The following is a 21,944-nucleotide window of genomic DNA, read 5'->3' on the forward strand; positions in this document are numbered from 1 at the left end:
GTTCGGCTCCGCCCCCGACCGGACCCGCCGGGCGGCCCGACGTGTGTCAGGATGCGGTGAACTGACGTTCGGGGGAGAAGCGTTCGGCGGGGGACGGCATGGAGCAAGGGGAGCGGGAGGGGCGCCGGGCGGTGCCCGGGGCGGCGGTCGCCGCCGGGGTCGTCGGGGCGCTGGCCCTGGCCGCCCTCGTGCTGCGGCCCGCCGAAGGGCTGCTGCACTCCGGCAAGGGGCCGCTCGGCCACTGGGGCTTCGTCACGATCGGGGCGTCCCTCACCTGGACGGTGGGGGTCATGTACGCCGTCGGGCACCTTCGCCGCCGGGTCGGCGCCGACCTCACCGGGCTGCCGCCGGGCGAGGAGCGGCTGCGGCGGGCCGCCGTGCCGCTGCTGCTCGCCGGGCCGGGCGTCATCGGCGTCCTGGCCCTGGTCCTGCACCGGTTCGACCAGGACAGCACACCGGCGGACCCGTCGGCGGACCCGCCGGAGGGCCTGCGGTCGCAGCCGCCCCCCACACCGCCGGTCCTCGGCGGACCGACGCCCGGCGAGGGGGCGGGGAGCGGACCGTCCGTGCCGCTGCACCTCCTGCTCGGCCTGCTGGCCGCGGTCGTCCTCGTGGTCGTCACGGTGGCCGTCGTACGGCGACTGCGACGGCCCGGGCTTGCGGTGCCGTCGCGCCCCGGCCCCGCGGACGCCCCGGCGGAGGAGGACGACGCGCGTCTGCTCCTGTCCGCCGTACGCTCGGGCCGGCGCGCCCTGGCCGACACCGGTGACGCCCGGGCGGCCGTCATCGCCTGTTACGCCGCGATGGAGGAGGCCCTCGTCGCGTCCGGCGTGCCGCGGCGCGCCTCCGACAGCCCCTCCGACCTGCTCACCCGCGCCGCCGGCGCCGGCCTCGCCCCGACTCCGGCCGCGCCGCGTCTCACCGGGCTGTTCCACGAGGCCCGTTACTCCTCCCACCCGATGGGCGCCCCGCACCGCGAGGCCGCGGCCGACGCCCTGGAGGAGATCGCCGCGCTGCTCCAGGACCGGGAGGCCGCGCGGTGAACCGGCCCACGGACCCGACTTCGGGGCGGGACGCGCTCACGCTGCGCCGGCTCGGGCTGCTCGGCGGCGCGGTCGCCGGGTCCGGCGTCCTGCTCGTCCTGCTCCTCGACGGGCCCGGGGCGGCCGGCGCCGTGGTGACCGTGCTCGTCGTCGCGGCGCTGGCCCTCGCCCGGTACGTCGCAGGGGCGGACGCCTTCGACTCCGGACGACGGGGCGAGGTGCGGCTGTTGCGGACGCGGGCGCCGGGCATGGGCGAGTGGCGACGGAACGTACGGACCGCCACGGGCTCCGACGGCGCCCTCTACTACCGCGCGGTGCTCCGGCCCGAACTGCGCCGCCTGTTCGCCGCCGCGCTCGCCGAGCACCACCATGTCTCCCTCGAGCACCAGCCTCAGCGCGCCGCCGAGCTGATCGGGCCCGAGCTGTGGCCGTGGCTGGGGCACGAGCCGCCCCGGACCGGACCCGACGGCGACGTCCCCCTGGACGTGCTGCGCCGTCTCGTCGACCGGCTCGAGGCGCTCGGCGCACCCCGCACACGCACCCTCCGCACCCGTAAGGAAGAAACCACGTGACGAGTCCCTCCACGCCCCGGCCCCGCACCGCGGAGCAGGTCGGCGAGCAGGCCGGTGCCGTACTGCGCGAGATCGGCCGTGCCGTCGTCGGCAAGTCGGACGCCCTCGAACTCGTGATGCTGGCCGTGCTGGCCGGCGGGCACGTCCTCGTCGAGGACCTGCCGGGGCTCGGCAAGACGCTCCTCGCACGGTCCTTCGCCACCACGCTCGGCCTGGACTTCCGCCGGATCCAGTTCACCCCCGACCTGCTGCCGTCGGACGTCACCGGAACGCCGCTGTACGACCGGCGCACCGGCGAGATGGTGTTCCACCCCGGCCCGGTCTTCACGCACCTCCTGCTCGCCGACGAGATCAACCGGACGCCGCCCAAGACACAGGCCGCACTGCTCGAGGCGATGGCCGAGTCGCAGGTGACCGTGGACGGCGAGACCCGGCCGCTCGCCGACCCGTTCCTGGTGATCGCGACCGCCAACCCGGTGGAGTACGAGGGCACCTACTCCCTGCCCGAGGCCCAGCTCGACCGGTTCCAGCTGCGGGTGCGGATGGGGTACCTGACCGCGGGGGAGGAGCTGGCGATGCTGCGGGCCCGGATCGACCGGGCCGCGCCCGAGGCCGTGCTCGACACGCTCGCGGGACCGGCCGACGTCGTGGCGTGGCGGGCCGTGGTGGAGCGCGTGGAGATCGACGACGACCTGCTGGAGTACGCCGTCGCACTCGTCGGCGCGACCCGCGACCACCCCCACATCAGCATCGGCGCCTCGCCGCGCGGTGGTCTCGCCCTGGTGCAACTCGCCCGCGCACGCGCCGTGCTGGACGGCCGGGACTATGTCGTCCCGGAGGACGTCAAGCACCTCGCGGTGCCCGCCCTGGCCCACCGGGTGTCGTTGCGGCCGGAGCTGTGGGTGCGCGAGATGTCCACGGACGACGTGCTGCGGGAGATCGTCGACAGCGTCGGCACGCCGTCCACGCGGCGTACGGCCGCCCTGCCGTCGTGACCCCGCCCGCACCCGCGCCCGCGCCGCGGCCGAGCGCCGCGGTGGTCCGCGCCCTGGAGGGGCGCGCCTCTCCGGCGCAGCCGCCGCCCCCGCCGCCCGGCGGACCGCGCCCGGGCGAGCGGACCCTGCGCCTGCTGACCGTCGCCGTCGTCGCCCTGTCCGCCGCCCTGCTCACCGGCCGGGCGTGGCTGCTCGCACTCGCGGCGGCGCCGTTGGTGCTGCTGGCGCTCGCGCTGCCGCGCGCCCGCGCCCGCCGGATCGAGACGGCGGTGAGCGTCGGACCGAAGCGCTGCTTCGAGGGCGACACCGTCACCCTCCGCGTCTCGGTGGCGCACGACGGCGACGCCGTCCGCCTCGACCCCGGCGTCACCCTCGGCCCGGGCCTGCGGCTCGACGAGGTCGTCGTCGGCCCGTCCACGGTGACGCTGCGCCACACCGCGTTGCGCTGGGGGCGCTGGTCGCTCGGCCCGGTGGACCTCGACGTGTACGACGCCGGGGGCACCGTGCGCCGCACCGTGCGGGTCGAGGCGGCCGAGGTGTCCGTGTTCCCGCACGCCGCGCAGGCCCGGTTCACGCCGATCCCGGCGCGGTTGCCGCAGCGGCTCGGCGAGCACGCATCCCCGCAGGCCGGAGAGGGCGTCGAGGTCATCGGGGTGGGGCCGTGGGCGCCCGGGGAGCGGCAGCGGCGCATCCACTGGCCGTCGACGACCCGGCGCGGGGCCGTGCAACTGCACCGGTTCGCGGCCGAACGGGCTGCCGACACGGTGATGCTGCTCGACGCGTTCGGGGACGTCGTCGACCCGGCGACCGGGGTCTCGTCCCTGGACGAGACGGTGCGGGCCGCCGCCGGGCTCGCCCGGGCGTATCTGCGCACCCACGACCGGGTGGGGGTCGTCTCGACCGGGGGCACCACGCGGTGGCTGGCGCCGGGGACCGGGGACGCGGCGTTCTACCGCATCGTCGAGAGCGTCCTCGACGTCCGCAAGGACCGGCGGTTCGACGGGCCGGGACTCGAGCGGGTACCGCCGCCCGCGCTGCCGCAGGGGGCTCTGGTGTACGTGTTCACCCCGCTGAGCGACGCACGGGTGTTGAAGGTGCTGCGGGATCTTCAGGGGCGGGGGCGCCGGCCGGTCGTCGTGGAGATCCCGAGCGGGGACCCGTACGTCGAACCCGGGGACGCGGCGGGCGAGTTGGGGCTGCGGCTGTGGCGTGCGGACCGGGAAGCGATGCGGTTCGCCCTGCGGGACAGCGGGGTTCCGGTGCTGCGGCACGTCGTGGGCGAGCCGCTGGACCTGGCGTTGGCGCCGTTGCTGTCGGGGCGGATCGGGGGGCGGGGATGAGCGCGACGACGGCGCCCGGCGCGCGGGCGGCCTTTTGGGAGTACGCGCGGTACCGGGCCCGGACCGTGCCGGTGCGGGCGCTCGGCGCGGCGGCCGTCGTGGTGGCGTGGCGTCCGTGGGCGACGGTGAGCGGGGCGCGCGGGGCGGTGCTGTTCGGATGCGCGGTCGTCTTCGCGGTGTGGGCGGCGCCGGCGGTGGACCGGCGGCCGTCGCTGGATTCGGTGCGCTGGTCCCACGTTCTGCTGCGGCACCGGACGACCGTGCTGGCGGGCGGTGTGGTGGTGATCGCGGCGTCCGGGGATCCGGCGTGGTGGGAGGCGGCCGGTGTGGTGGTGCTGTCGGTCGCGTACCTGGTGACGAGCGAGGCATGGCCGTGGAGGTGGGGGCGCGGGGCCGCGCGGGTGTGGGGAGAAGCCGCCGCCGCGTGCGCGGGGGCCGGGGTCGTGACGGCCGCCGCGGCGGTTCCGGTGTCCGGTCCGGGGTCCGGGGCGGGACGGGTGATCGCGGCCGGCGTGGTGGTGGGAACGGTGGTGGTCGTCGGCGGGGTGCTGGGGGCCCGGCGGTGGGGCGGGAGGAGGTAGGCGGGGAGGACGGAGGCGGATCCGGCCGGACGGGACGGTGGTCAGGCGGCGGCGAAGGCGGACAGGAGCGTGTCGGTGCGGACCCGGAGCTCCGGTGTCCCGGCGCCCGTGACGCGCACGGACACTTCCTCGCCGCCGACGGCCCGGGCGAGGGAGACCCGCAGGGTGGCGTCCGTGCCGGCGAGGGGATACGAGTACCAGCCGTCGGGAGCCTCGTCGTCGGTGTCCCGAACGCCGGCTTCGACGGTCTCCCAGTCGGTTTCGTCGAAGGAGTATCCGGTGTAGCGGGACAGCAGCTCGAGGAAGCCCCGCAGGTTGCGGTCCACGATCCAACCGGTGATCGGCTCGGTCACACCTCCTCCGCCCCCGTCACCGCAGCGCCGGGTGGTCCGCCACCACCGTGCAGGAGCCCGGGGCGATCTCCGTGAAGCCCGCGTCGCGGACCGTGGGGAGGCCGCCGGCCGTCAGGGCGGGCCAGCGGGCGGGGTCGGCGGTGCGGACGGCGAGGGGGAAACCGGTGGCGTGCCAGGCCGCGCGGGCCTCGTCGGTCAGTTCCCACCAGGCCAGTTGGGCGGCGTGGCCCGCCTGGGCCATGGCCTTGCCGGCCGACATGCCGAGGCCGGGGTTCAGCCACAGGACGGGGGCCGCCGGGTCCGCCGGGGGCGCGGGATCGGGGTCGTCGAGGTCGGTGCCGGAGACCTGGAGGCGGGCCAGGTCCTTGGGCCAGCCGTCCAGGGGGACGGGCGGGAAGACGCGGACCTCCGCCGACTCGCCGGCGACCGTGATCCCGGGGAGGGCCTCCGCGCGGCGCCACTCCGCGCCGCGTGCCCGGCGCACCACCTTGCGGATGCGGGCGTCCTGCCAGTCACGGATCGCCCGCGCCCACTCCCCCTCGCCGGCCGAGCGCTCGTCGGTCAGCATCACGAGCACCGCGCGGGCCGCAGTCTCCAGGGCGTCGGTACGGGCCGGGGGCGCCGCCCGCTCGATGCGGACCACCAGGGGCAGGACGAACTGGGGTGCCGCGTCGCGGGCGCCCGGGTCGGGTCGGAAGGGGCTGTCGGCGGAAGGGGTGCGGTCGTCGCTCACGGGGACAGTCTGCCAACCCGCGCGGGGGTGCCGTCAGCCGGAGCAGGAGGTGCGCTCGGCCTCCCGCCACTCGCAGACCGGACACAGCGTGACGCCCTTGTACGACTCCGGGTACTCCGTCGGCTCCCGGCACAGCACGCATGCCGCGTACGGGGGGCCGTCGGCCCTGGGCGGCCGGGCGGCGTCGATCAGGCAGTAGTCGTCGTCGGTGTCGCTCATGACTCCAGCGTAGGGCGGTTCAGCCCCGGCCGTTCGCCGCCGCGATCAGTTCGGAGACCTTGACGAAGCGGTAGCCCCGGCGGCGCAGTTCCGGGACGATCTCCCGTACGGCCCGTTCCGTGGCCGGGGCCGCGCTGCGGGTGCAGTGCAGGACGACCACCGATCCGGGACGCACACCGTCCAGCACCTGCCGGGCCACCGCCTCCGCGTCCGTGGCGAACGCGTCGCCGCCCACCACGTCCCACTGCACGGCCGTCACCCCGGCCGGGGTGAGCGCCTTGAGCGCCGCGCGGTCGTAGCAGCCGCCGGGGAAGCGGAAGTACGGCTTCGGATCGGGCACGCCGGTCTTCCGGAACACCGCGTACGCCCGCTCCACGTCCGCCCGCATCCGGTCGGCGGAGACGGTCGGCAGGCCGTAGCAGTCACCGGTGAACGCGTAGTGGCTGTAGGAGTGGTTGGCGACCTCGAAGAGCGGGTCCCGGCCGAGGGAGCGGGCCTGGTCCGGGTACTCCTCGGCCCAGCGGCCCGTCATGAACACCGTGGCCGGCACCTTCAGCGCGCGCAGGGCGGCGATGAGCCGCGGGTGGTCGAAGCGCTCGCCCGCCGCCGCCCTCGGACCCTGGTCGGCGGTCATGTCGGCGTCGAAGGTGAGGGCGACCGCCCGCTCGCCGGCGCGCGGCCCGTGGTGGAAGACCGGGGTCAGGCCGGAGGGGCCGGGGGCGAGGGTGGGAGGAGACGAGGGCGCGGGGGGCGCGGGGGGCGCGGAGGGCGCGGGGCGGGGCGCCTGCGGGGCGGGGCGGGGAGCGGCGCAGGCGGCGAGCGCGGTGGCCAGCACGCATACGGCGGCTGCTCGGCGTACGAGAGTGATCACCGTATGACGATATGATCAGCTTTATGGCATTCCCGCCGTTGTGCCGGAGAGCCGGTTCCCGCGTCACCCGGGTGGGTGCCCGCCCCTGCCGCCTCAGATGTCGCGCCGTTCCAGCGGCCGTGTCGCCGGGCCCTGGACGACCTTGCCGTCCGTGTCGAAGCGGGAGCCGTGGCAGGGGCACTCCCAGGCGCGTTCGGCGGCGTTGAAGTCCACCAGGCAGCCCATGTGGGTGCACCGCGCGGAGACGGCGTGCAGGACGCCCTCCTCGTCGCGGTAGACCGCGAGCCGGCCGCCCTCCGTGCGGACCACGGCGCCCTCGCCCGGCGGCAGCGCCTCGGCCGGCGGCGCCGGGCGCAGCCGGTCGCCGACGAAGTGCTTGGCCACCTGCGCCTGGTGCTTGAGGAAGGACGGCGCCTCGCGCACGGCGGAGGCCAGCCGGCGCGGGTCGTACAGCTCGCTCCACGCGCACTCTCCGCCGGTGATCTGCGCGGTGAGCAGCAGGCCCGCCATCATGCCGCCGCTCATGCCCCAGCCGCCGAAGCCGGTGGCGACGTAGGTGTGCCGGGCGCCCGGGTGCAGCGGGCCGACCAGCGGCACGGTGTCGGTGGGGTCGTTGTCCTGGGTGGCCCAGGAGTGGGTGAGCTCCACGCCGGGGAAGTGCGCGCGGGCCCAGTCGGAGAGGCGGTCGAAGCGGGCCCGCGTGTCGCCCGTGCCCGGCGTGAAGTGCTCCCCGGTGATCACGAGGAAGCGACGGGCGCCGTCCTCGCCGTAGGGAGCCGTGCGCACCGAGCGGGTGTTCTCCTCCGGGGTGATGTACATCCCGCCCGGATCCTGATCGGCCGGGACCGGCCCGGCGACGACCAGTTCGCGGCGCGGGGAGAGACGGGTGAACAGCAGCGCCCGGTCGAAGACCGGGTAGTGGGTGGCGACCACGACGTCCCGGGCCGTCACCGTCGCCCCGGTCGCCGTGGACAGCCGGTTCGGCGCGCCCTCCTCCAGGCCGAGGACGGTGGTGTCCTCGTGGACGCGCCCGCCGTGCGCGACGATGTCGTCCGCGAGGGCCAGCAGGTACTTGCGCGGATGGAACTGCGCCTGGTCCCTCACCTCGACGGCGCCCGCCACCGGGAACGGCAGCCCGGTCTCCGTCACGAAGGAGGCCGGCAGCCCCGCCTCCCGCGCCGCCCGGGCCTCCGCGCGCAGTTCCTCCACCCGGTCCGCGTCCCGGACGTAGGTGTACGAGCTGCGGCGCTCCCACTCGCAGTCGACCCCGAGCTCCTCCACGACCCGGGCGGTGTGTTCGATCGCCTCGGACTGCGAACGGGCGTACAGGCGCGCGCCCTCGGCGCCCCGGGTGCGGCGCAGCTTGTCGTAGACCAGCGTGTGCAGGGCGGAGATCTTGGCCGTGGTGTGCCCGGTGACGCCGGCCGCGACCCGCCCGGCCTCCAGCACCGCGACGCTTTTGCCCGCCCGCGCCAGCTCCCGGGCCGTGCACAGGCCGGCGATGCCCGCCCCGATCACGGCCACGTCGACGTCCAGGTCCTCGGTCAGTGGGGTGTGCCGGCCGCCCGGTGCGGTCTGGAGCCAGTACGAGCCGCCTGCCTGCTGCTTCTCCGTCATACGGCGTCGGGTACCCCGGTGCGGCCGGTTCACCGTCCGGGCCGCCCCCCGCGGCGGGACGGAGGCGGCGGACCCGCGCCCCCTCCGTCCCGCTCGCGGCACGGCTACCCGCGCCAGGGGCCCGTCACGGCGAACGTCGTGCCGGGCGCGTAGCAGTTGACGTACATGGTGCGGCCGTCCGGGGAGAAGGCGACCCCGGCGAACTCGCCCCACTCCGGTTCCTCCGGGGTGCCCACGTTCTGGCGGTTGCGGGCCATCGCGTAGACCTCGCCCCGGCGTGTGACGCCGTAGACGTGCTGGGCGCCTCCGCCGTCCTCGCACACCATCAGGCCGCCGCCCGGCGCGAGGCAGATGTTGTCCGGCGACTCGCCGGGCAGCCGGACGCCGGTGTCCGGACCGAAGACGATCACCAGGGTGAGGCGGCGCCGGTCCGGGTCGTAGCGCCAGATCTGGCCGTAGTGGTCGGCCGCCGACCCCTCGGTGCTGCGGGCGAAGGACGACACGAAGTAGACCGAGCGCCCGCCCCAGTAGCAGCCCTCCAGCTTCTGCGCGTGGGTGATGCCCCGCGGACCGAAGTCCTGGTGCCGGATGGGGGTTCCGACGGCCAGCGGGTCCGGTACGTCCACCCACTCGATACCGTCGAAGCGGGCGCCGATGTCCTGGATCGAGGACAGGTCGGGCACTTCGGGCACCCGCATGGCCTGGAGCCGGCCGCCCGCGCGCAGCGAACCGGTGCCTCCCAGGGGCTTTCGGGGCAGGAAGCGGTAGAAGAGGCCGAAGGGCCGTTCGAAGGCGTCCTCGGTCTCGTAGACCACGCCCCGCTTCGGGTCCACGGCGACCGCCTCGTGCTGGAAGCGGCCCATCGCGGTCAGCGGTACGGCGCCCGTGCGGCGCGGGTCGGCGCCGTCGACCTCGAAGACGTAGCCGTGGTCCTTGGCGTAGCCGCCCGTGCCGGCCTTGTCCTCGGTCTCCTCGCAGGTCAGCCAGGTGCCCCAGGGGGTCGGCCCGCCCGCGCAGTTCACCGCCGTACCGGCGATCGCGACCCGTTCGGACAGCACCCGGTTGCGGTGGTCCAGGGTGAGCGCCGTACAGCCGCCCTTGCCCTCCGGGTCGTAGGTCAGGCCGTCGACCACCGGGACGGGGATCCTGCCGGTGGCGCGGTTCTCGTGGTTGCGGACCAGGTGGACACGGCCGTGGCGGCCGGCGAAGGCGGCCATGCCGTCGTGGTGGGAGGGGACCGGGCCCTCGCCGGAGCGCAGCGGCTCGCCCTCGCGGGAGAGGACCTCGTAGCGGAAGCCCTTCGGCAGGTCGAGCAGTCCGTCGGGGTCGGGGACCAGCGGACCGTAACCGCTGTGGCCGAGGCCGTGGGCGGCGGCGGTGCCGGTGAAGAGCTCGGAGAGGGCGCCGGTGAAGGCGATGCCGACGCCGAGCGCGCCGGAACGGACGAGCACCTGACGCCGTGTCGCGGGGGAGCCGGTGGTGGACCCGGTTTCTGACATGAGGAAACCTTCCTGCTGGCGGACAGGAACTGTGACCCGCCGTGTCTATCACCTGGTGCGGGTCACGGGAACCACGCGTGTCGCTCGTGTCACGGGCCGGGGCGGTGGCCGTCGGGCTCCGGGCGGGGCTCCGCCGCCCGGTCCGGCGGTGCGGGCTGCTGGGCGCGTTCGAGGAAGCGGAGGAGCTCGACGGGGAAGGGCAGGACGAGGGTGGAGTTCTTCTCGGCGGCGACGGCCACGATGGTCTGCAGCAGACGGAGTTGGAGGGCGGAGGGGGTGTCCGACATCTCCTGGGCGGCCTCGGCGAGTTTCCTGGAGGCCTGGAGTTCGGCGTCGGCGTTGATGACGCGGGCCCGGCGTTCGCGGTCGGCCTCGGCCTGGCGGGCCATGGACCGCTTCATGGTGTCGGGCAGGGAGACGTCCTTGATCTCGACGCGGTCGATCTGCACGCCCCAGCCGACGGCGGGGCTGTCGATCATCAGCTCCAGGCCCTGGTTCAGTTTCTCGCGGTTGGACAGCAGGTCGTCGAGGTCGCTCTTGCCGATGATCGACCGCAGTGAGGTCTGGGCCATCTGGGAGACCGCGAAGCGGTAGTCCTCGACGTTGACGACGGCCGCCGGCGCGTCGACGACCTTGAAGTAGACGACCGCGTCGACCCGGACGGTGACGTTGTCCCGGGTGATGCCCTCCTGGGCGGGCACCGGCATCGTGACGATCTGGAGGTTGACCTTGCGCAGCCGGTCCACGCCGGGGACGACGAGGGTGAAGCCGGGCGGGCGCGCGGTGCCGTGCAGGCGGCCGAGGCGGAAGACGACGCCGCGCTCGTACTGCTTGACGACCCGGGCCGCCGCGAGGAGGTAGGCGGCCGCGGCCGCGGTGGTGCCGGCGGCCGCGGTGAGCAGTTCCTCGACCATGGTGACCTCCCGGTTCAGAGGTCCGCTGTGCCTTCGTCCGCTGCTGCAACGATATGCCCGGTGTCCGGTGCGGGGCCATGCCGGGTGGGCGGTGGGGGCGGGACGGGAAGGGGCGCGGGGCCGCATGCCGGTACGGCCCCGCGCCCCTGGGAAGCGCCCCTAAGGTGTCGCGACCGGTGTCTCCGTGAGCTTCACCGGGACCGTGCCCGGTGTGCTGTGGCGTTCGGACCAGTTCCTCAGGGCCGTGTGACAGGCGTGGTCCAGGTGGTGGAGGCCGGTGAGGTCCAGCTCGACGGGACGGTCCTGGGGGAGGGACTCCAGGGTGTCCAGGATCTTCGGGAGGCGCAGGAAGGTCGCGTTGCCCGACAGGTACACCTGTATGGGGCCCGCGCCCTTGTCTATGACCTCCAGTTTCGCCTGCGAGGCCTCCCAGGCCGTCTTGACGACCGACAGGGCCAGGCCGATCAGCACGCCCTCGAACATGTTGACCACGACGATCGACACGGCGGTGACCACCAGGATCAGCGCCTCGCCCCGGTGGCCCCGCCAGAGCGCGGCCACGGCCCGGAACGGGATCAGCTTCCAGCCGGCGTGGACCAGGATGCCGGCCAGCGCGGGCAGCGGGATCAGCGCCAGCGCGGACGGCAGCAGCGCGGCGAACAGCAGCAGCCACACGCCGTGCAGCACCCGGGACGCCTTGGTCCTGGCGCCCGCCCGGACGTTGGCCGAGCTGCGCACGATGACCGCGGTCATCGGCAGCGCGCCGAGGACTCCGCAGACCGCGTTGCCCGCGCCCTGCGCCATCAGCTCCTTGTTGTACTGGGTGCGCGGACCGTCGTGCAGCCGGTCCACCGCGGCGGCGCTGAACAGGCTCTCGGCGGAGGCGATCAGGGTGAAGGCGACGATCGTGCCGAGGATGCCGACCTCCAGCCCGCCGAAGACGTCCGCGCCGGGCGGCTGGACGGCGTCGAACAGGCCCTGCACCTCGACCGTCGCGACGGGCACGCCGAACGCGAGGGTGACCGCCGTCGCCAGCAGGACCGCCGCCAGCGCGCCCGGTACGGCGCCGGCGGGGCCCGGCATCCGGCGCCACAGCACCATCACGGCGACGGTGCCCGCGCCGACCGCGAGCGAGGCGAGCGCCTCGGCGCTGCCGAGCGCGTCCGCGGCGGCCCCCGGCAGTCCGAGGATCTTGTCGACGCCGGAGGCGGGCGCCGACAGGCCGGCAGCCGCGTAGAGCTGGCCCGCGATGAGCACGAGACCGATGCCGGCCAGCATGCCCTCGACCACCGAGAGGGATATCGCGCGGAACCAGCGGCCGAGCCGCAGCGCGCCCATGGCCAGCTGGAGCAGCCCGGTGGCCAGCACGATCACGCCGAGCGCGGGCAGCCCGTAGGTGTCGACGGCCTCGAAGACCAGCACGGTCAGCCCGGCGGCCGGACCGGACACCTGCAGGCTGCTGCCCGGCAGCAGACCGGTGACCAGCCCGCCCACGATGCCGGTGACCAGGCCGAGTTCGGCCGGGACACCGGAGGCGACGGCGACGCCCACGCAGAGCGGGAGCGCGACGAGGAACACGACGAGTGAGGCGGCGAAGTCCTGCCGCAGATGGGGGAACTTGGACACGGCCGTGCTCACAGCGCCTCGAAGGCGTCGGTGTCCGCGCGGTGTTCGCGTACGGCTCCGGTGTGCACCTCGTAGTACCAGCCGCGCAGCCGGAGCCGGCCCGAGGCCAGCCGCTGCTCGACGCACGGGTACGAGCGCAGCCGCAGCAGCTGGGCCAGGACGTGGTGCTGGACCGCCTCCGCGCAGGCCGGGTCCGTCGCGTCGGCCGACGCCGGCTCGTCGGCGGCGTGCGCCAGCCAGTCGCGCACGGCGGGCACGGCGTCCAGGTCGTCGCCGCGCACCAGCGCGCCGATGGCCCCGCAGTGGGAGTGGCCGCAGACCACGATGTCCGTCACGCCGAGGACCTCCACCGCGTACTCGACGGTGGCCGCCTCGGAGGTGGGGCGTCCCGGGGTGTAGGGCGGGACGATGTTGCCCGCGGTGCGCAGCTCGAAGAGCTCGCCGGGCCGGGCGCCCGTGATCAGGGCCGGTACGACCCTGGAGTCGGAACAGGTGATGAACAGGACGTCGGGGGATTGACCCTCGGCGAGGCGGGCGAACTCCTCAGGGCGCTGTCCGAACGTGCGGGCGTTGTCGATGAGGGGCTGCATCTGGTGATTCCTCCTGGCGCGCGTGGGGACGCGTCGGACGGGCATGACAAAGGTCGGACTCCGCTGACCCATGGCCTTTGCCTTACGAGGCGTATGCGCGGGTGTGAAGTGTGAAGGAAATGCGGAGAAGTGAAGTGCAGGTAAAGTCACGACAAGGGGCCGGGGTGGGGTCACGGTCGTCGGACCTCGGTACATGCGTGCTTCGCAAGGCGGTTCGCACCTCTTCCGCGCGCCAAGGCATGGTCAACGGTCGGTCAAGAAGCACAATAACCCTGCAAAGTCGTTTGCAGGGTTAACTCAATGTTTCGTGGCGGAGAGAGCCCGAAAAGAAAGGGTGGGTTGACGCGAATGCGCCCCTGATCGGCGACGGTCCGATCAGGTGTCCGACATGCGGCTCAGCGGGCCGCGGCGAGCCGTCCCGCGTCGCGGGCCAGCGCGGTGAGCCGCGAGATCGCCCGGAAGTACTTCTTGCGGTAGCCGCCCTTCAGCATCTCCTCGCCGAACAGCCGGTCGAACGGCAGCCCCGAGGCGAGCACGGGCACCTCACGGTCGTAGAGCCGGTCCGCGAGGACGACGAGCCGGAGCGCGGTCGACTGGTCCGGCACCGGACGCACACCGGTGAGGCACACCGCGCGGAGTCCGTCGGTCAGGGCGCCGTAGCGGCTGGGGTGGACCCGCGCGAGATGGTCCAGCAGGTCGGGGAAGGCGTCGAGCGAGGCGCCCTCGGTGGCGTGCGCCGTACGCGTCACCAGTTCGTCGGAGTGCGGCGCCGGCGCCTCGGGCAGACCCCGGTGGCGGTAGTCCTCGCCGTCGATGCGCAGGGCGCGGAAGTGGGCCGACAGGCCCTGGATCTCGCGCAGGAAGTCCGCCGCCGCGAACCGGCCCTCGCCGAGCTTGCCCGGCAGCGTGTTCGAGGTGGCGGCGAGCGCCACGCCGGCCTCGACCAGCTTTCCGAGCAGGGTGGAGACGAGCACGGTGTCGCCGGGGTCGTCCAGCTCGAACTCGTCGATGCACAGCAGGCGGTGGCCGGAGAGGGTCTTCACGGTCTGCTGGAAGCCGAGGGCGCCGACCAGGTTGGTCAGCTCCACGAAGGTGCCGAACGCCTTGCGGGAGGGCTCGGCCGGGGTGGCGTGCCACAGGGAGGCCAGCAGGTGGGTCTTGCCGACGCCGTAGCCGCCGTCGAGGTAGACGCCGCGCGGGCCCGCCGGGGCCTTCTTCCGCGCCCTGCCGAAGCCGAACAGCCCGCGCCGGCCCGAGTCGCCGGCCGCCGCCCCGTCGAGACCGGCCGCGAAGCCCTCGAGGACGCGGACGGCCTCGGTCTGGCTCGGCTGGTCCGGGTCCGGGAGGTAGGTGGAGAAGCGGACCGAGTCGAACCGCGGCGGCGGCACCATCTCGGCGACGAGCCGGTCCGCGGGCACGTGCGGCTCACGGGCGCACAGCGACAGCGGGGCCACGTCGGCTATCGGACCGGGACGGGGAGCGGAGGAGGACGACACGATTCACCATGCTACGGGCCGTGGAACACTGCTCGGCATGCGACGCCTGTTCCCCGTGACCGACGTGACCGACGAGACCGACGTGACCGACGAGACCGCGGCTCGCGAGTGGAGCCTCGCCGAGCTCGCCGCAGCGTACGCCTACCCGGAGCCGGGACCACGGGGCAGGGAGCCGTGGCTGCGCGCCAACATGGTGTCCACCCTCGACGGGGCCGCCCAGCACGACGGCCGCTCGCAGCCCATCTCCTGCCCGGCCGACATGCGCGTCTTCGGCACGCTGCGGGCGCTCGCCGACGTCGTGGTCGTCGGCGCCCAGACGGTACGGCAGGAGGGCTACCGTCCGGCGCGCGCACGCGCGGAGTTCGCGGCCGCGCGGGAGGCGGCCGGACAGGGGCCCGCGCCCGTGATCGCGGTGGTGACGGCGAGCCTGGACCTGGACTTCTCGCTGCCGCTGTTCACCTCCCCCCTGGTGCCCACGCTGCTGCTGACCGGCGCCGGGGCCGCCCCGGACCGCGTGGCCGCCGCCGAGCGGGCGGGCGCCCGGGTGGTCACCGCCGGGGAGGGGGAAGCGGTGGACCCCGCGCGGGCGGTGCGGGTCCTCGCGGACCTCGGACACACCCGGCTGCTGACCGAGGGCGGGCCGCGACTGCTGGGCCTGCTGGTGGCGGCCGGAGTGCTGGACGAGCTCTGCCTGACCGTCTCGCCGATGCTCACCGCCGGTGACGCGCAGCGCATCGCCGGTGGACCGCCCGTGACACTTCCGCGGCGTTTCGCGCTGAAGTCGATGCTGGAGGAGGACGGATTCCTGTTCACCCGGTACCAGCGGACCTGACCGGTCGCGGCCGGGGCGCCGGACGGTGACCGCGGGTCCGGCGATCGGCGGAACGCATCGGTCCGACCGGTGCGGAAAGGGGCGACACTGAATCCGGCGGTACCCGTGCGCACACGGGACGGGATGGTTTCCGCGGGGCCGGGCCCGGCCCACGGAGCGGAGAGGGGGCCCTGGGGTCCTCCGAGGAGAAGGGGAGCCTGGTGTTCACCAGCGTACTGATGATCGAGAAGGCCCTGACGTCCGAAGACGTGGAGTTCGTCACCACCTTGCACGGCGACGAGCCGGTCTCCTTCCACGTGCTGCTCCAGCCGCGCGGCGAACAGGCCGACCGGCTGCTGAGAGCCATCGACGACGTCGCGCTCGGCGAGTTCGACGAGGCCGTCCGCGAGGACGAGACGCCCGAGGGCGAGGAGGCCCGGAGCATGGGGGAGCGGGCCCTGGAGGTGTCCCTGCAGGCCCTGCGCGCCACCGGCGACACGGCGGACGGCCGCCTCGTCGAGGACCACCCCCTGGACGTGCTGAGGGCCATGGTGGAGGAGGTCGGGGCGGACGAGGTGATCGTCCTGACCGACCCGCACTACGTGGAGGAGTTCTTCCACCGCGACTGGGCCTCCCGGGCCCGGCACAAGGTCGGGGTGCCGGTGCTGAAACTCTTCTCCCACAGCAAGGCATAGGCTGGGGCGGCGCTCTCCCGGTTCTCCCGAGAGGGCGCGAAGACCGCCGTCCCGCTCGTCGCACCACTGGGAGAACACGCATGGCACCCGGCCTTCCCACCGCCATGGACCGACCGCACTTCATCGGCATCGGCGGCGCCGGGATGTCGGGCATCGCCAAGATCCTCGCCCAGCGAGGCGCGAAGGTGGCCGGCAGCGACGCCAAGGACTCCGCCACCGCCGACGCCCTGCGCGCCCTCGGCGCCACCGTGCACATCGGCCACGCCGCCGCGCACCTCGCCGACGACGCCAGCTGCGTCGTCGTCTCCTCCGCGATCCGCGAGGACAACCCCGAGCTGGTCCGGGCGGCCGAGCTGGGCGTCCCGGTGGTGCACCGCTCCCACGCCCTCGCCGCCCTGATGGACGGCCTGCGCCCGATCGCGGTGGCCGGCACCCACGGCAAGACCACCACCACCTCCATGCTGGCCGTCTCCCTCACCGCGCTGGGCCGCGAGCCGTCGTACGCGATCGGCGGCGACCTGGACGTCCCCGGCTCCAACGCGCTGCACGGCACGGGTGAGATCTTCGTCGCCGAGGCCGACGAGTCCGACCGCAGCTTCCACACGTACGCGCCCGAGGTCGCGATCATCCTCAACGTGGAGCTGGACCACCACGCCAACTACGCGTCCATGGAGGAGATCCACGAGTCCTTCGAGACGTTCGTCGGCCGGATCGTGCCCGGCGGCACGCTGGTGATCTCCGCGGACCACGAGGGCGCCCGCGAGCTGACCCGGCGGCTGGACGGCTCGGTGCGGACCGTGACGTACGGGGAGTCGGACGACGCCGACGTGCGGGTGCTGTCGGTCGTCCCGCAGGGGCTGAGGAGCGAGGTGACCGTCGAACTCGACGGAGCCCCCCTCACCTTCACCGTGTCGGTCCCCGGCCGGCACTACGCGCACAACGCGGTCGCCGCGCTCGCCGCCGGCGTGGCGCTCGGCGTCCCGGCCGCCGAGCTGGCCCCGGCGCTGGCCGCGTACACCGGGGTGAAGCGGCGCCTCCAGCTCAAGGGCGAAGCGGCCGGCGTACAGGTGATCGACTCCTACGCGCACCACCCGACCGAGATGACCGCCGACCTGGAGGCCATGCGCGCCGCCGCCGGTGACGCCCGCATCCTCGTCGTCTTCCAGCCGCACCTGTTCTCCCGCACCCGCGAGCTGGGCGGGGAGATGGGCCGGGCCCTGTCCCTGGCCGACGCCTCGGTGGTGCTGGACATCTACCCGGCCCGCGAGGACCCGATCCCCGGCGTCACCAGCGAGCTGATCATCGAGGCGGCCCGGGCGGCCGGCGCGGACGTCGCCGCCGTCCACGACAAGGCGGAGATCCCCGAGGTGATCGCGGGAATGGCGAAGCCCGGTGATCTCGTTCTCACCATGGGAGCGGGCGACGTCACCGACCTCGGCCCGCTCATCCTGGACCGTCTGCCGAAGTAAGGGGCTGGAAGCTCATGCCGTACGACGTGGAGAAGCCGGACGAGCAGTGGCGCGCGGAGCTGTCCCCGTCCGAGTACGCCGTCCTGCGCCAGGCGGCCACGGAACCCGCCTTCACCGGCGAGTACACCGACACCAGGACCGCGGGCGTCTACTCCTGTCGCGCCTGCGGCGCCGAGCTGTTCACCTCGACCACCAAGTTCGAGTCGCACTGCGGCTGGCCGTCCTTCTACGACCCGAAGGACACCGACGCCGTGGAGCTGGTCGAGGACCGCTCGCACGGCATGGTGCGCACCGAGGTCCGCTGCGCCCGCTGCGGCTCCCACCTCGGGCACGTGTTCGAGGGCGAGGGGTATCCGACGCCCACGGACCAGCGGTACTGCATCAACAGCATCTCGCTGACGCTGCAGCCCACCGAGGGCTGACCTGATCCGTCAGGGCTCCTCGCGGTGCGCCCCGTCCGCACCGCCCAGCGGCAGCCGTACGGTGAACACCGTCGCCCCCGGCTCGCCGCTCAGCCCGATGTCGCCGCCGTGCGCCCGCACCAGCGACCGGGCGACCGCGAGGCCCAGCCCGCTGCCGCCCCGGTCCCGGCTGCGGGCCTTGTCGACCCGGTAGAACCGGTCGAAGACCCGCTCCCGGTCCTCCGCCGGGACACCGGGGCCCGCGTCGGCGACCCGCACCAGCGCCGCCCCGGCGGCGACGGAGACCGCCACGGACACCCGGGTGCCGGCCGGGGTGTGCACGGCGGCGTTGGTGAGCAGGTTGTCGAGCACCTGCCGCACGCGCTGCGGATCGAGCCGCAGCACCAGCGGACCGGCACCGGCCGTCACCGCCAGCGGGTGGTCCGGGTGGCTCGCCCGGAACGCGTCGGCGGCCTGCTGGACCAGCTCCACCAGGTCCGTGTCCGCCGTCCGCAGCGGCGCCTCCACCTCCGCCGCGTCCAGCCGGGCGAGAAGCAGCAGATCGTCCAGCAGCACCCCCATCCGGGCGGCCTCCGCCCGCAGCCGGGCCAGGTGCCGGTCGCGTTCGGCGGGCTCGTTGGCGGCGGCGTACTGGAACAGGTCCGCGTAGCCGCGCACAGACATCAGCGGGGTGCGCAGTTCGTGCGAGGCGTCCGCGACGAAGCGGCGCAGCCGCAGCTCCGCCTCCGCGCGCACCGCCAGGGAGTCGTCGATGTGCTCCAGCATCGTGTTGAACGCGGTGCGCAGCTCCGCCACCTCCCGGCCGCCGTCCCGCCCGTCCGCGCGCAGCGGCAGCCGGGCCGCCGACTCGGTCAGGTCGTGCGAGGCGATGCCGTGCGCGGTGTGCGCCATGTCGCTCAGCGGCTGCAGTCCGCGCCGCAGCATCCGCCGTCCGAACACCACCAGGGCCAGCAGCGCGAGCGCGAACACCACGACCTGCACGGTGACCAGCTGCCCGACGGTCTTCTCGATGTCCTCCACGGGCGCGGCGCTCACCAGCACCACCCCCGGCTCGACCTCGCAGCCGCGCAGCCGGTAGGTGCCCTCCCCGCGGATGCGCGCGGTGCGGGTCAGATCGGCGTCGGAGTGCGCCATCGCCCGCGCGAGGTCGGCCAGGGCACGGGTGTCCTCGGGCACGTCGGAGGGCCTGCGCAGGCTGACCGCGTCGCCGGAGACGTCGTACACCGCCGTGTACCAGCCGTAGTACGGCTTGCGCCTGACCGTGCCGTGCGCCGCCGCGTCCTTGGCCTGCACGGTCTGGATCAGCTTCAGCTGGTCGCCCAGCTGCCGCTCCAGGTAGTCGTGCATGTACGTGGTGAGCGCGGTGCCGACGACCGCGAACACCGCGAGCGACAGCACTCCGAGGCCCAGCGCCAGCCGGGTGCCGAGGCGCACCCTCCGGTAGGTGTCCCGCAGCCGCCGGACCCGCGCCCTCACTCGGCGGCCTGCCGGATCACGTACCCGAAGCCCCGCACCGTCTGGATCAGCGGCGCACCGGTGTCGTCCAGCTTGCGCCGCAGCCGGCTCACCACCAGCTCCACCACGTTGGAGCGGCCCCCGAAGCCGTACTCCCACACGTGGTCCAGGATCTGCGCCTTGGTCAGCACGGCCGGCGAGCGGCGCATCAGGTAGCGCAGCACCTCGTACTCGGTCGGCGTCAGCGACAGCAGCCGCCCGCCGCGCCGCACCTCGCGGGTGTCCTCGTCCATCGTCAGGTCCGCCACCCGCAGCACCGACCGCCGGTACCCCGGCCCCGCGCTGCGCCGCAGCACGGTCCGCAGCCGGGCCATCAGCTCCTCCACCGCGAACGGCTTGACCAGGTAGTCGTCCCCGCCCCGGGTCAGCCCCGCCACCCGGTCGGCGACCCCGTCCCGCGCGGTGAGGAACACCACCGGCACCATCGTCCCGGAGCGCCGCAGCCGGTCCAGGACGCCGAAACCGTCGACGTCCGGCAGCATCAGGTCGAGCACCACGATGTCCGGGCGGAACTCGGCGGCGCGGCGCAGCGCCTCCTCACCCGAGTTGGCGGTGACCGCCTCCCAGCCCTCGTAACGGGCGACCGTCGCCACCAGGTCGGCTATCGGCGGGTCGTCGTCCACGACGAGGAGTCGTACTTTTTCCACCCGCCCATACTGCGGCACACCGCTCCCGGCGCCAGAGGCGGAACCCCACCGCGTCCTGATCGATAAAAACTTGAAAGTTGACCGACAGGGAATCGACAGCGCCCGTGACCAAGCTCGGAGACCCAGGACCCGATCAAGGAGTTTCCGGCGTGACAGCTGTCCAAGCGCCTCCCGCACCCCCCGCCGCGAGGCGAAGCCCCAAGACGGTGGCGCGCATCGGCCTGTACGGCCTGCTCGCCGCGAACGCGGCGGTGGTGGCCGTCTTCTTCGTCCAGGCGGGCTTCGGCGCCAACGCCCTCCTCCTGCTGGGCCGCCTCACCGGCCTGTACGCCGCCCTGCTGATGGCGTTCCAGCTGCTGCTGGTGGCCCGGCTGCCCTGGCTGGACCGCCGGATCGGCATGGACCGGCTGACCCTGTGGCACCGCTGGACCGGCTTCGGACTGCTGTGGACGCTCCTCGGCCACGCGGTCTTCATCACCTTCGGCTACGCCGAGATGTCCTCCATGGATCCGGTGGACCAGCTCGTCGACCTCGCGGAGACCGTCGAGGGCGTGCTGCGCGCGGTCGTCGCGCTGGCGCTGATCCTGGTCGTCGGCGCGGTCTCCGCCCGCCGCGCGCGGCGCCGGCTCGCCTACGAGACCTGGCACTTCATCCACCTCTACACCTACGTCGCCGTGGTCCTCGCCTTCACCCACCAGGTCGCCGTCGGCTCCACCTTCACCGCCTCGTCCGCCGCCACCGCCTACTGGTACGGGCTGTGGGGCGCCGCCCTCGCCGCCGTGTTCGCCGGCCGGCTGGCCCTGCCGCTGTGGCGGAACCGGCGCCACCGGCTGCGGGTCACGGCCGTCGTCCCCGAGAACGACCACGTGGTCTCCGTCCACATCACCGGCCGCGACCTGGACCGGCTGCCCGCCCGCGCCGGCCAGTTCTTCCTGTGGCGGTTCCTGACGAAGGACCGCTGGTGGCAGGCGAACCCGTTCTCCCTGTCCGCCGCACCCGACGGCCGCACCCTGCGGCTCACCGTCAAGGCGGCCGGCGACGGCAGCGCGGCCCTGCGCCATCTGAAGCCCGGCACCCGCGTCTTCGCCGAGGGCCCCTACGGCGCCTTCACCACCCTGCACCGCACCCACCCGGACGCCCTGCTCATCGCCGGCGGCGTCGGCGTCACCCCGATTCGCGCCCTGCTGGAGGAACTCCACGGCCACGCCGTCGTCCTCTACCGGGTGAACACGGAGGCCGACGCCGTCCTCCACGACGAGCTGCGCGAACTGGCCCTCGCCAAGGGCGCCGAGCTGCACCTGGTCACCGGCCCGCCCGTACCCGACCGGCTCGCCCCCGGCGAACTGTCCCGCCTGGTCCCCGACCTCGCCGGCCGGGACGTCTACGTCTGCGGCCCGCCCGGCATGACCGCCGCGGTCCTGCGCACCCTGCGCGAACTGGGCGTACCGAAGCGGCAGATCCACCACGAGCGCTTCAGCCTGGCCGGATGACGGACGCGGGACGAACGAGGGAAACGAAGGGAACGAGGAGGACACCGTGAAACGAGCACTGCCCGTCCTGGTCCTGAGCGTCGCCGGACTGATCCCGGTCTGGCGCCACACCCCGTCGGCCCCGGAGCCGGCGGTCGCCGAACCCGCGCCCGCCCCTTCGGTGTCCACCTCCCCGGGCGGCACCACCCGGGTCGTGGCCGGTCCCACCGTCGACACCGAGAAGGGCCCCGTGCAGGTCGAGGTCACCTTCGACGGCGACCGCATCAGCGCCGTGCGGATGCTCCGGCAGCCGGACCACCCGCAGACCACGGCCGCCGTGCCGGTGCTGATCGAGGAGACCCTGGAAGCCCAGAGCGCCGACGTCGACACGGTCTCCGGCGCCACCGTCACCAGCGACGGCTACCGGGAGTCCCTGCAGGCCGCCCTCGACGCACAGGGCTCCTGAC

The 21,944-nt window shown here is 74.2% G+C and carries 23 protein-coding genes; 11 read left to right on the top strand and 12 right to left on the bottom strand.

Annotated elements, in window-relative coordinates:
- The first annotated feature begins 98 nt into the window (after positions 1–98).
- The 5 genes from ACZ8ZB_RS27065 to ACZ8ZB_RS27085 are packed head-to-tail and all read left to right on the top strand — an operon-like array spanning position 99 to position 4,531.
- Positions 99–1,043, top strand: a complete 945-nt coding sequence (locus tag ACZ8ZB_RS27065; protein ID WP_470740230.1) for a DUF4129 domain-containing protein — start codon at positions 99–101, stop codon at positions 1,041–1,043.
- Positions 1,040–1,615, top strand: a complete 576-nt coding sequence (locus ACZ8ZB_RS27070) for a hypothetical protein (protein WP_470740231.1) — start codon at positions 1,040–1,042, stop codon at positions 1,613–1,615. Before ACZ8ZB_RS27065 ends, ACZ8ZB_RS27070 begins: the two co-directional genes overlap by 4 nt.
- A complete protein-coding gene (locus ACZ8ZB_RS27075) occupies positions 1,612–2,610 on the top strand; it encodes an AAA family ATPase (protein WP_470740232.1) in 999 nt (332 codons plus the stop codon). Before ACZ8ZB_RS27070 ends, ACZ8ZB_RS27075 begins: the two co-directional genes overlap by 4 nt.
- On the top strand, positions 2,607–3,950 hold the full coding sequence (locus ACZ8ZB_RS27080) for a DUF58 domain-containing protein (RefSeq protein ID WP_470740233.1): 1,344 nt from the start codon (positions 2,607–2,609) through the stop codon (positions 3,948–3,950). Before ACZ8ZB_RS27075 ends, ACZ8ZB_RS27080 begins: the two co-directional genes overlap by 4 nt.
- A complete protein-coding gene (locus ACZ8ZB_RS27085; RefSeq protein ID WP_470740234.1) occupies positions 3,947–4,531 on the top strand; it encodes a hypothetical protein in 585 nt (194 codons plus the stop codon). The genes ACZ8ZB_RS27080 and ACZ8ZB_RS27085 overlap by 4 nt, the downstream gene beginning before the upstream one ends.
- Positions 4,532–4,572: 41 nt before the next feature.
- Here ACZ8ZB_RS27085 and ACZ8ZB_RS27090 read toward each other — a convergent pair whose 3' ends face one another.
- The 10 genes from ACZ8ZB_RS27090 to zapE form a co-directional block, all read right to left on the bottom strand.
- Positions 4,573–4,884 carry a hypothetical protein gene (locus ACZ8ZB_RS27090; protein ID WP_470740235.1) on the bottom strand — a complete coding sequence of 104 codons (312 nt, stop codon included), beginning with the start codon at positions 4,882–4,884 and terminating at the stop codon, positions 4,573–4,575.
- A gap of 16 nt (positions 4,885–4,900) precedes the next feature.
- A complete protein-coding gene (locus tag ACZ8ZB_RS27095) occupies positions 4,901–5,617 on the bottom strand; it encodes an aminoacyl-tRNA hydrolase (protein ID WP_470740236.1) in 717 nt (238 codons plus the stop codon).
- A 33-nt stretch (positions 5,618–5,650) separates the two neighbouring features.
- The gene (locus tag ACZ8ZB_RS27100; RefSeq protein ID WP_053635097.1) at positions 5,651–5,836 is read right to left on the bottom strand and encodes a hypothetical protein; all 186 of its coding nucleotides are present in this window, start codon (positions 5,834–5,836) and stop codon (positions 5,651–5,653) included.
- A gap of 19 nt (positions 5,837–5,855) precedes the next feature.
- On the bottom strand, positions 5,856–6,707 hold the full coding sequence (locus ACZ8ZB_RS27105; RefSeq protein ID WP_470740237.1) for a polysaccharide deacetylase family protein: 852 nt from the start codon (positions 6,705–6,707) through the stop codon (positions 5,856–5,858).
- A 93-nt stretch (positions 6,708–6,800) separates the two neighbouring features.
- Positions 6,801–8,324, bottom strand: a complete 1,524-nt coding sequence (locus ACZ8ZB_RS27110) for an FAD-dependent oxidoreductase (RefSeq protein WP_470740238.1) — start codon at positions 8,322–8,324, stop codon at positions 6,801–6,803.
- A 104-nt stretch (positions 8,325–8,428) separates the two neighbouring features.
- Entirely contained in the window at positions 8,429–9,823 is a 1,395-nt protein-coding gene (locus ACZ8ZB_RS27115) for an alkaline phosphatase PhoX (protein ID WP_470740239.1), read from the bottom strand.
- A gap of 89 nt (positions 9,824–9,912) precedes the next feature.
- A complete protein-coding gene (locus ACZ8ZB_RS27120; protein ID WP_470740240.1) occupies positions 9,913–10,737 on the bottom strand; it encodes a slipin family protein in 825 nt (274 codons plus the stop codon).
- Positions 10,738–10,896: 159 nt separating this feature from the next.
- On the bottom strand, positions 10,897–12,375 hold the full coding sequence (locus ACZ8ZB_RS27125; protein WP_470740241.1) for a SulP family inorganic anion transporter: 1,479 nt from the start codon (positions 12,373–12,375) through the stop codon (positions 10,897–10,899).
- Positions 12,372–12,953, bottom strand: a complete 582-nt coding sequence (locus ACZ8ZB_RS27130) for a carbonic anhydrase (RefSeq protein ID WP_470740242.1) — start codon at positions 12,951–12,953, stop codon at positions 12,372–12,374. Before ACZ8ZB_RS27130 ends, ACZ8ZB_RS27125 begins: the two co-directional genes overlap by 4 nt.
- A gap of 395 nt (positions 12,954–13,348) precedes the next feature.
- Positions 13,349–14,452 carry a cell division protein ZapE gene (gene zapE, locus ACZ8ZB_RS27135; protein WP_470741588.1) on the bottom strand — a complete coding sequence of 368 codons (1,104 nt, stop codon included), beginning with the start codon at positions 14,450–14,452 and terminating at the stop codon, positions 13,349–13,351.
- A 34-nt stretch (positions 14,453–14,486) separates the two neighbouring features.
- Here zapE and ACZ8ZB_RS27140 point away from each other — a divergent pair, with 34 nt between their 5' ends.
- The 4 genes from ACZ8ZB_RS27140 to msrB all read left to right on the top strand — a co-directional run bounded on the left by ACZ8ZB_RS27140 (position 14,487) and on the right by msrB (position 17,846).
- Positions 14,487–15,281: a pyrimidine reductase family protein gene (locus ACZ8ZB_RS27140; protein WP_470740243.1), complete on the top strand. Its 795-nt coding sequence runs from the start codon at positions 14,487–14,489 to the stop codon at positions 15,279–15,281.
- Positions 15,282–15,481: 200 nt separating this feature from the next.
- Positions 15,482–15,955, top strand: coding sequence for an indole-3-glycerol phosphate synthase (locus tag ACZ8ZB_RS27145; protein ID WP_470740244.1), 474 nt, complete (start codon positions 15,482–15,484; stop codon positions 15,953–15,955).
- Between the two features lie 80 nt (positions 15,956–16,035).
- A complete protein-coding gene (gene murC, locus ACZ8ZB_RS27150; protein WP_470740245.1) occupies positions 16,036–17,424 on the top strand; it encodes a UDP-N-acetylmuramate--L-alanine ligase in 1,389 nt (462 codons plus the stop codon).
- Positions 17,425–17,438: 14 nt separating this feature from the next.
- The gene (msrB, locus tag ACZ8ZB_RS27155) at positions 17,439–17,846 is read left to right on the top strand and encodes a peptide-methionine (R)-S-oxide reductase MsrB (RefSeq protein WP_470740246.1); all 408 of its coding nucleotides are present in this window, start codon (positions 17,439–17,441) and stop codon (positions 17,844–17,846) included.
- A gap of 9 nt (positions 17,847–17,855) precedes the next feature.
- Here msrB and ACZ8ZB_RS27160 read toward each other — a convergent pair whose 3' ends face one another.
- Together ACZ8ZB_RS27160 and ACZ8ZB_RS27165 are read right to left on the bottom strand one after the other, a co-directional pair.
- Positions 17,856–19,322: a sensor histidine kinase gene (locus ACZ8ZB_RS27160; RefSeq protein ID WP_470740247.1), complete on the bottom strand. Its 1,467-nt coding sequence runs from the start codon at positions 19,320–19,322 to the stop codon at positions 17,856–17,858.
- Positions 19,319–20,008: a response regulator transcription factor gene (locus tag ACZ8ZB_RS27165; RefSeq protein ID WP_470740248.1), complete on the bottom strand. Its 690-nt coding sequence runs from the start codon at positions 20,006–20,008 to the stop codon at positions 19,319–19,321. The genes ACZ8ZB_RS27160 and ACZ8ZB_RS27165 overlap by 4 nt, the downstream gene beginning before the upstream one ends.
- A 149-nt stretch (positions 20,009–20,157) precedes the next feature.
- Here ACZ8ZB_RS27165 and ACZ8ZB_RS27170 point away from each other — a divergent pair, with 149 nt between their 5' ends.
- Together ACZ8ZB_RS27170 and ACZ8ZB_RS27175 are read left to right on the top strand one after the other, a co-directional pair.
- The gene (locus ACZ8ZB_RS27170; RefSeq protein WP_470740249.1) at positions 20,158–21,498 is read left to right on the top strand and encodes a ferredoxin reductase family protein; all 1,341 of its coding nucleotides are present in this window, start codon (positions 20,158–20,160) and stop codon (positions 21,496–21,498) included.
- A gap of 46 nt (positions 21,499–21,544) precedes the next feature.
- Positions 21,545–21,943, top strand: coding sequence for an FMN-binding protein (locus ACZ8ZB_RS27175; protein ID WP_470740250.1), 399 nt, complete (start codon positions 21,545–21,547; stop codon positions 21,941–21,943).
- The last annotated feature ends 1 nt before the right edge of the window (position 21,944 follow it).

This window comes from Streptomyces sp. 12E (assembly GCF_055633275.1).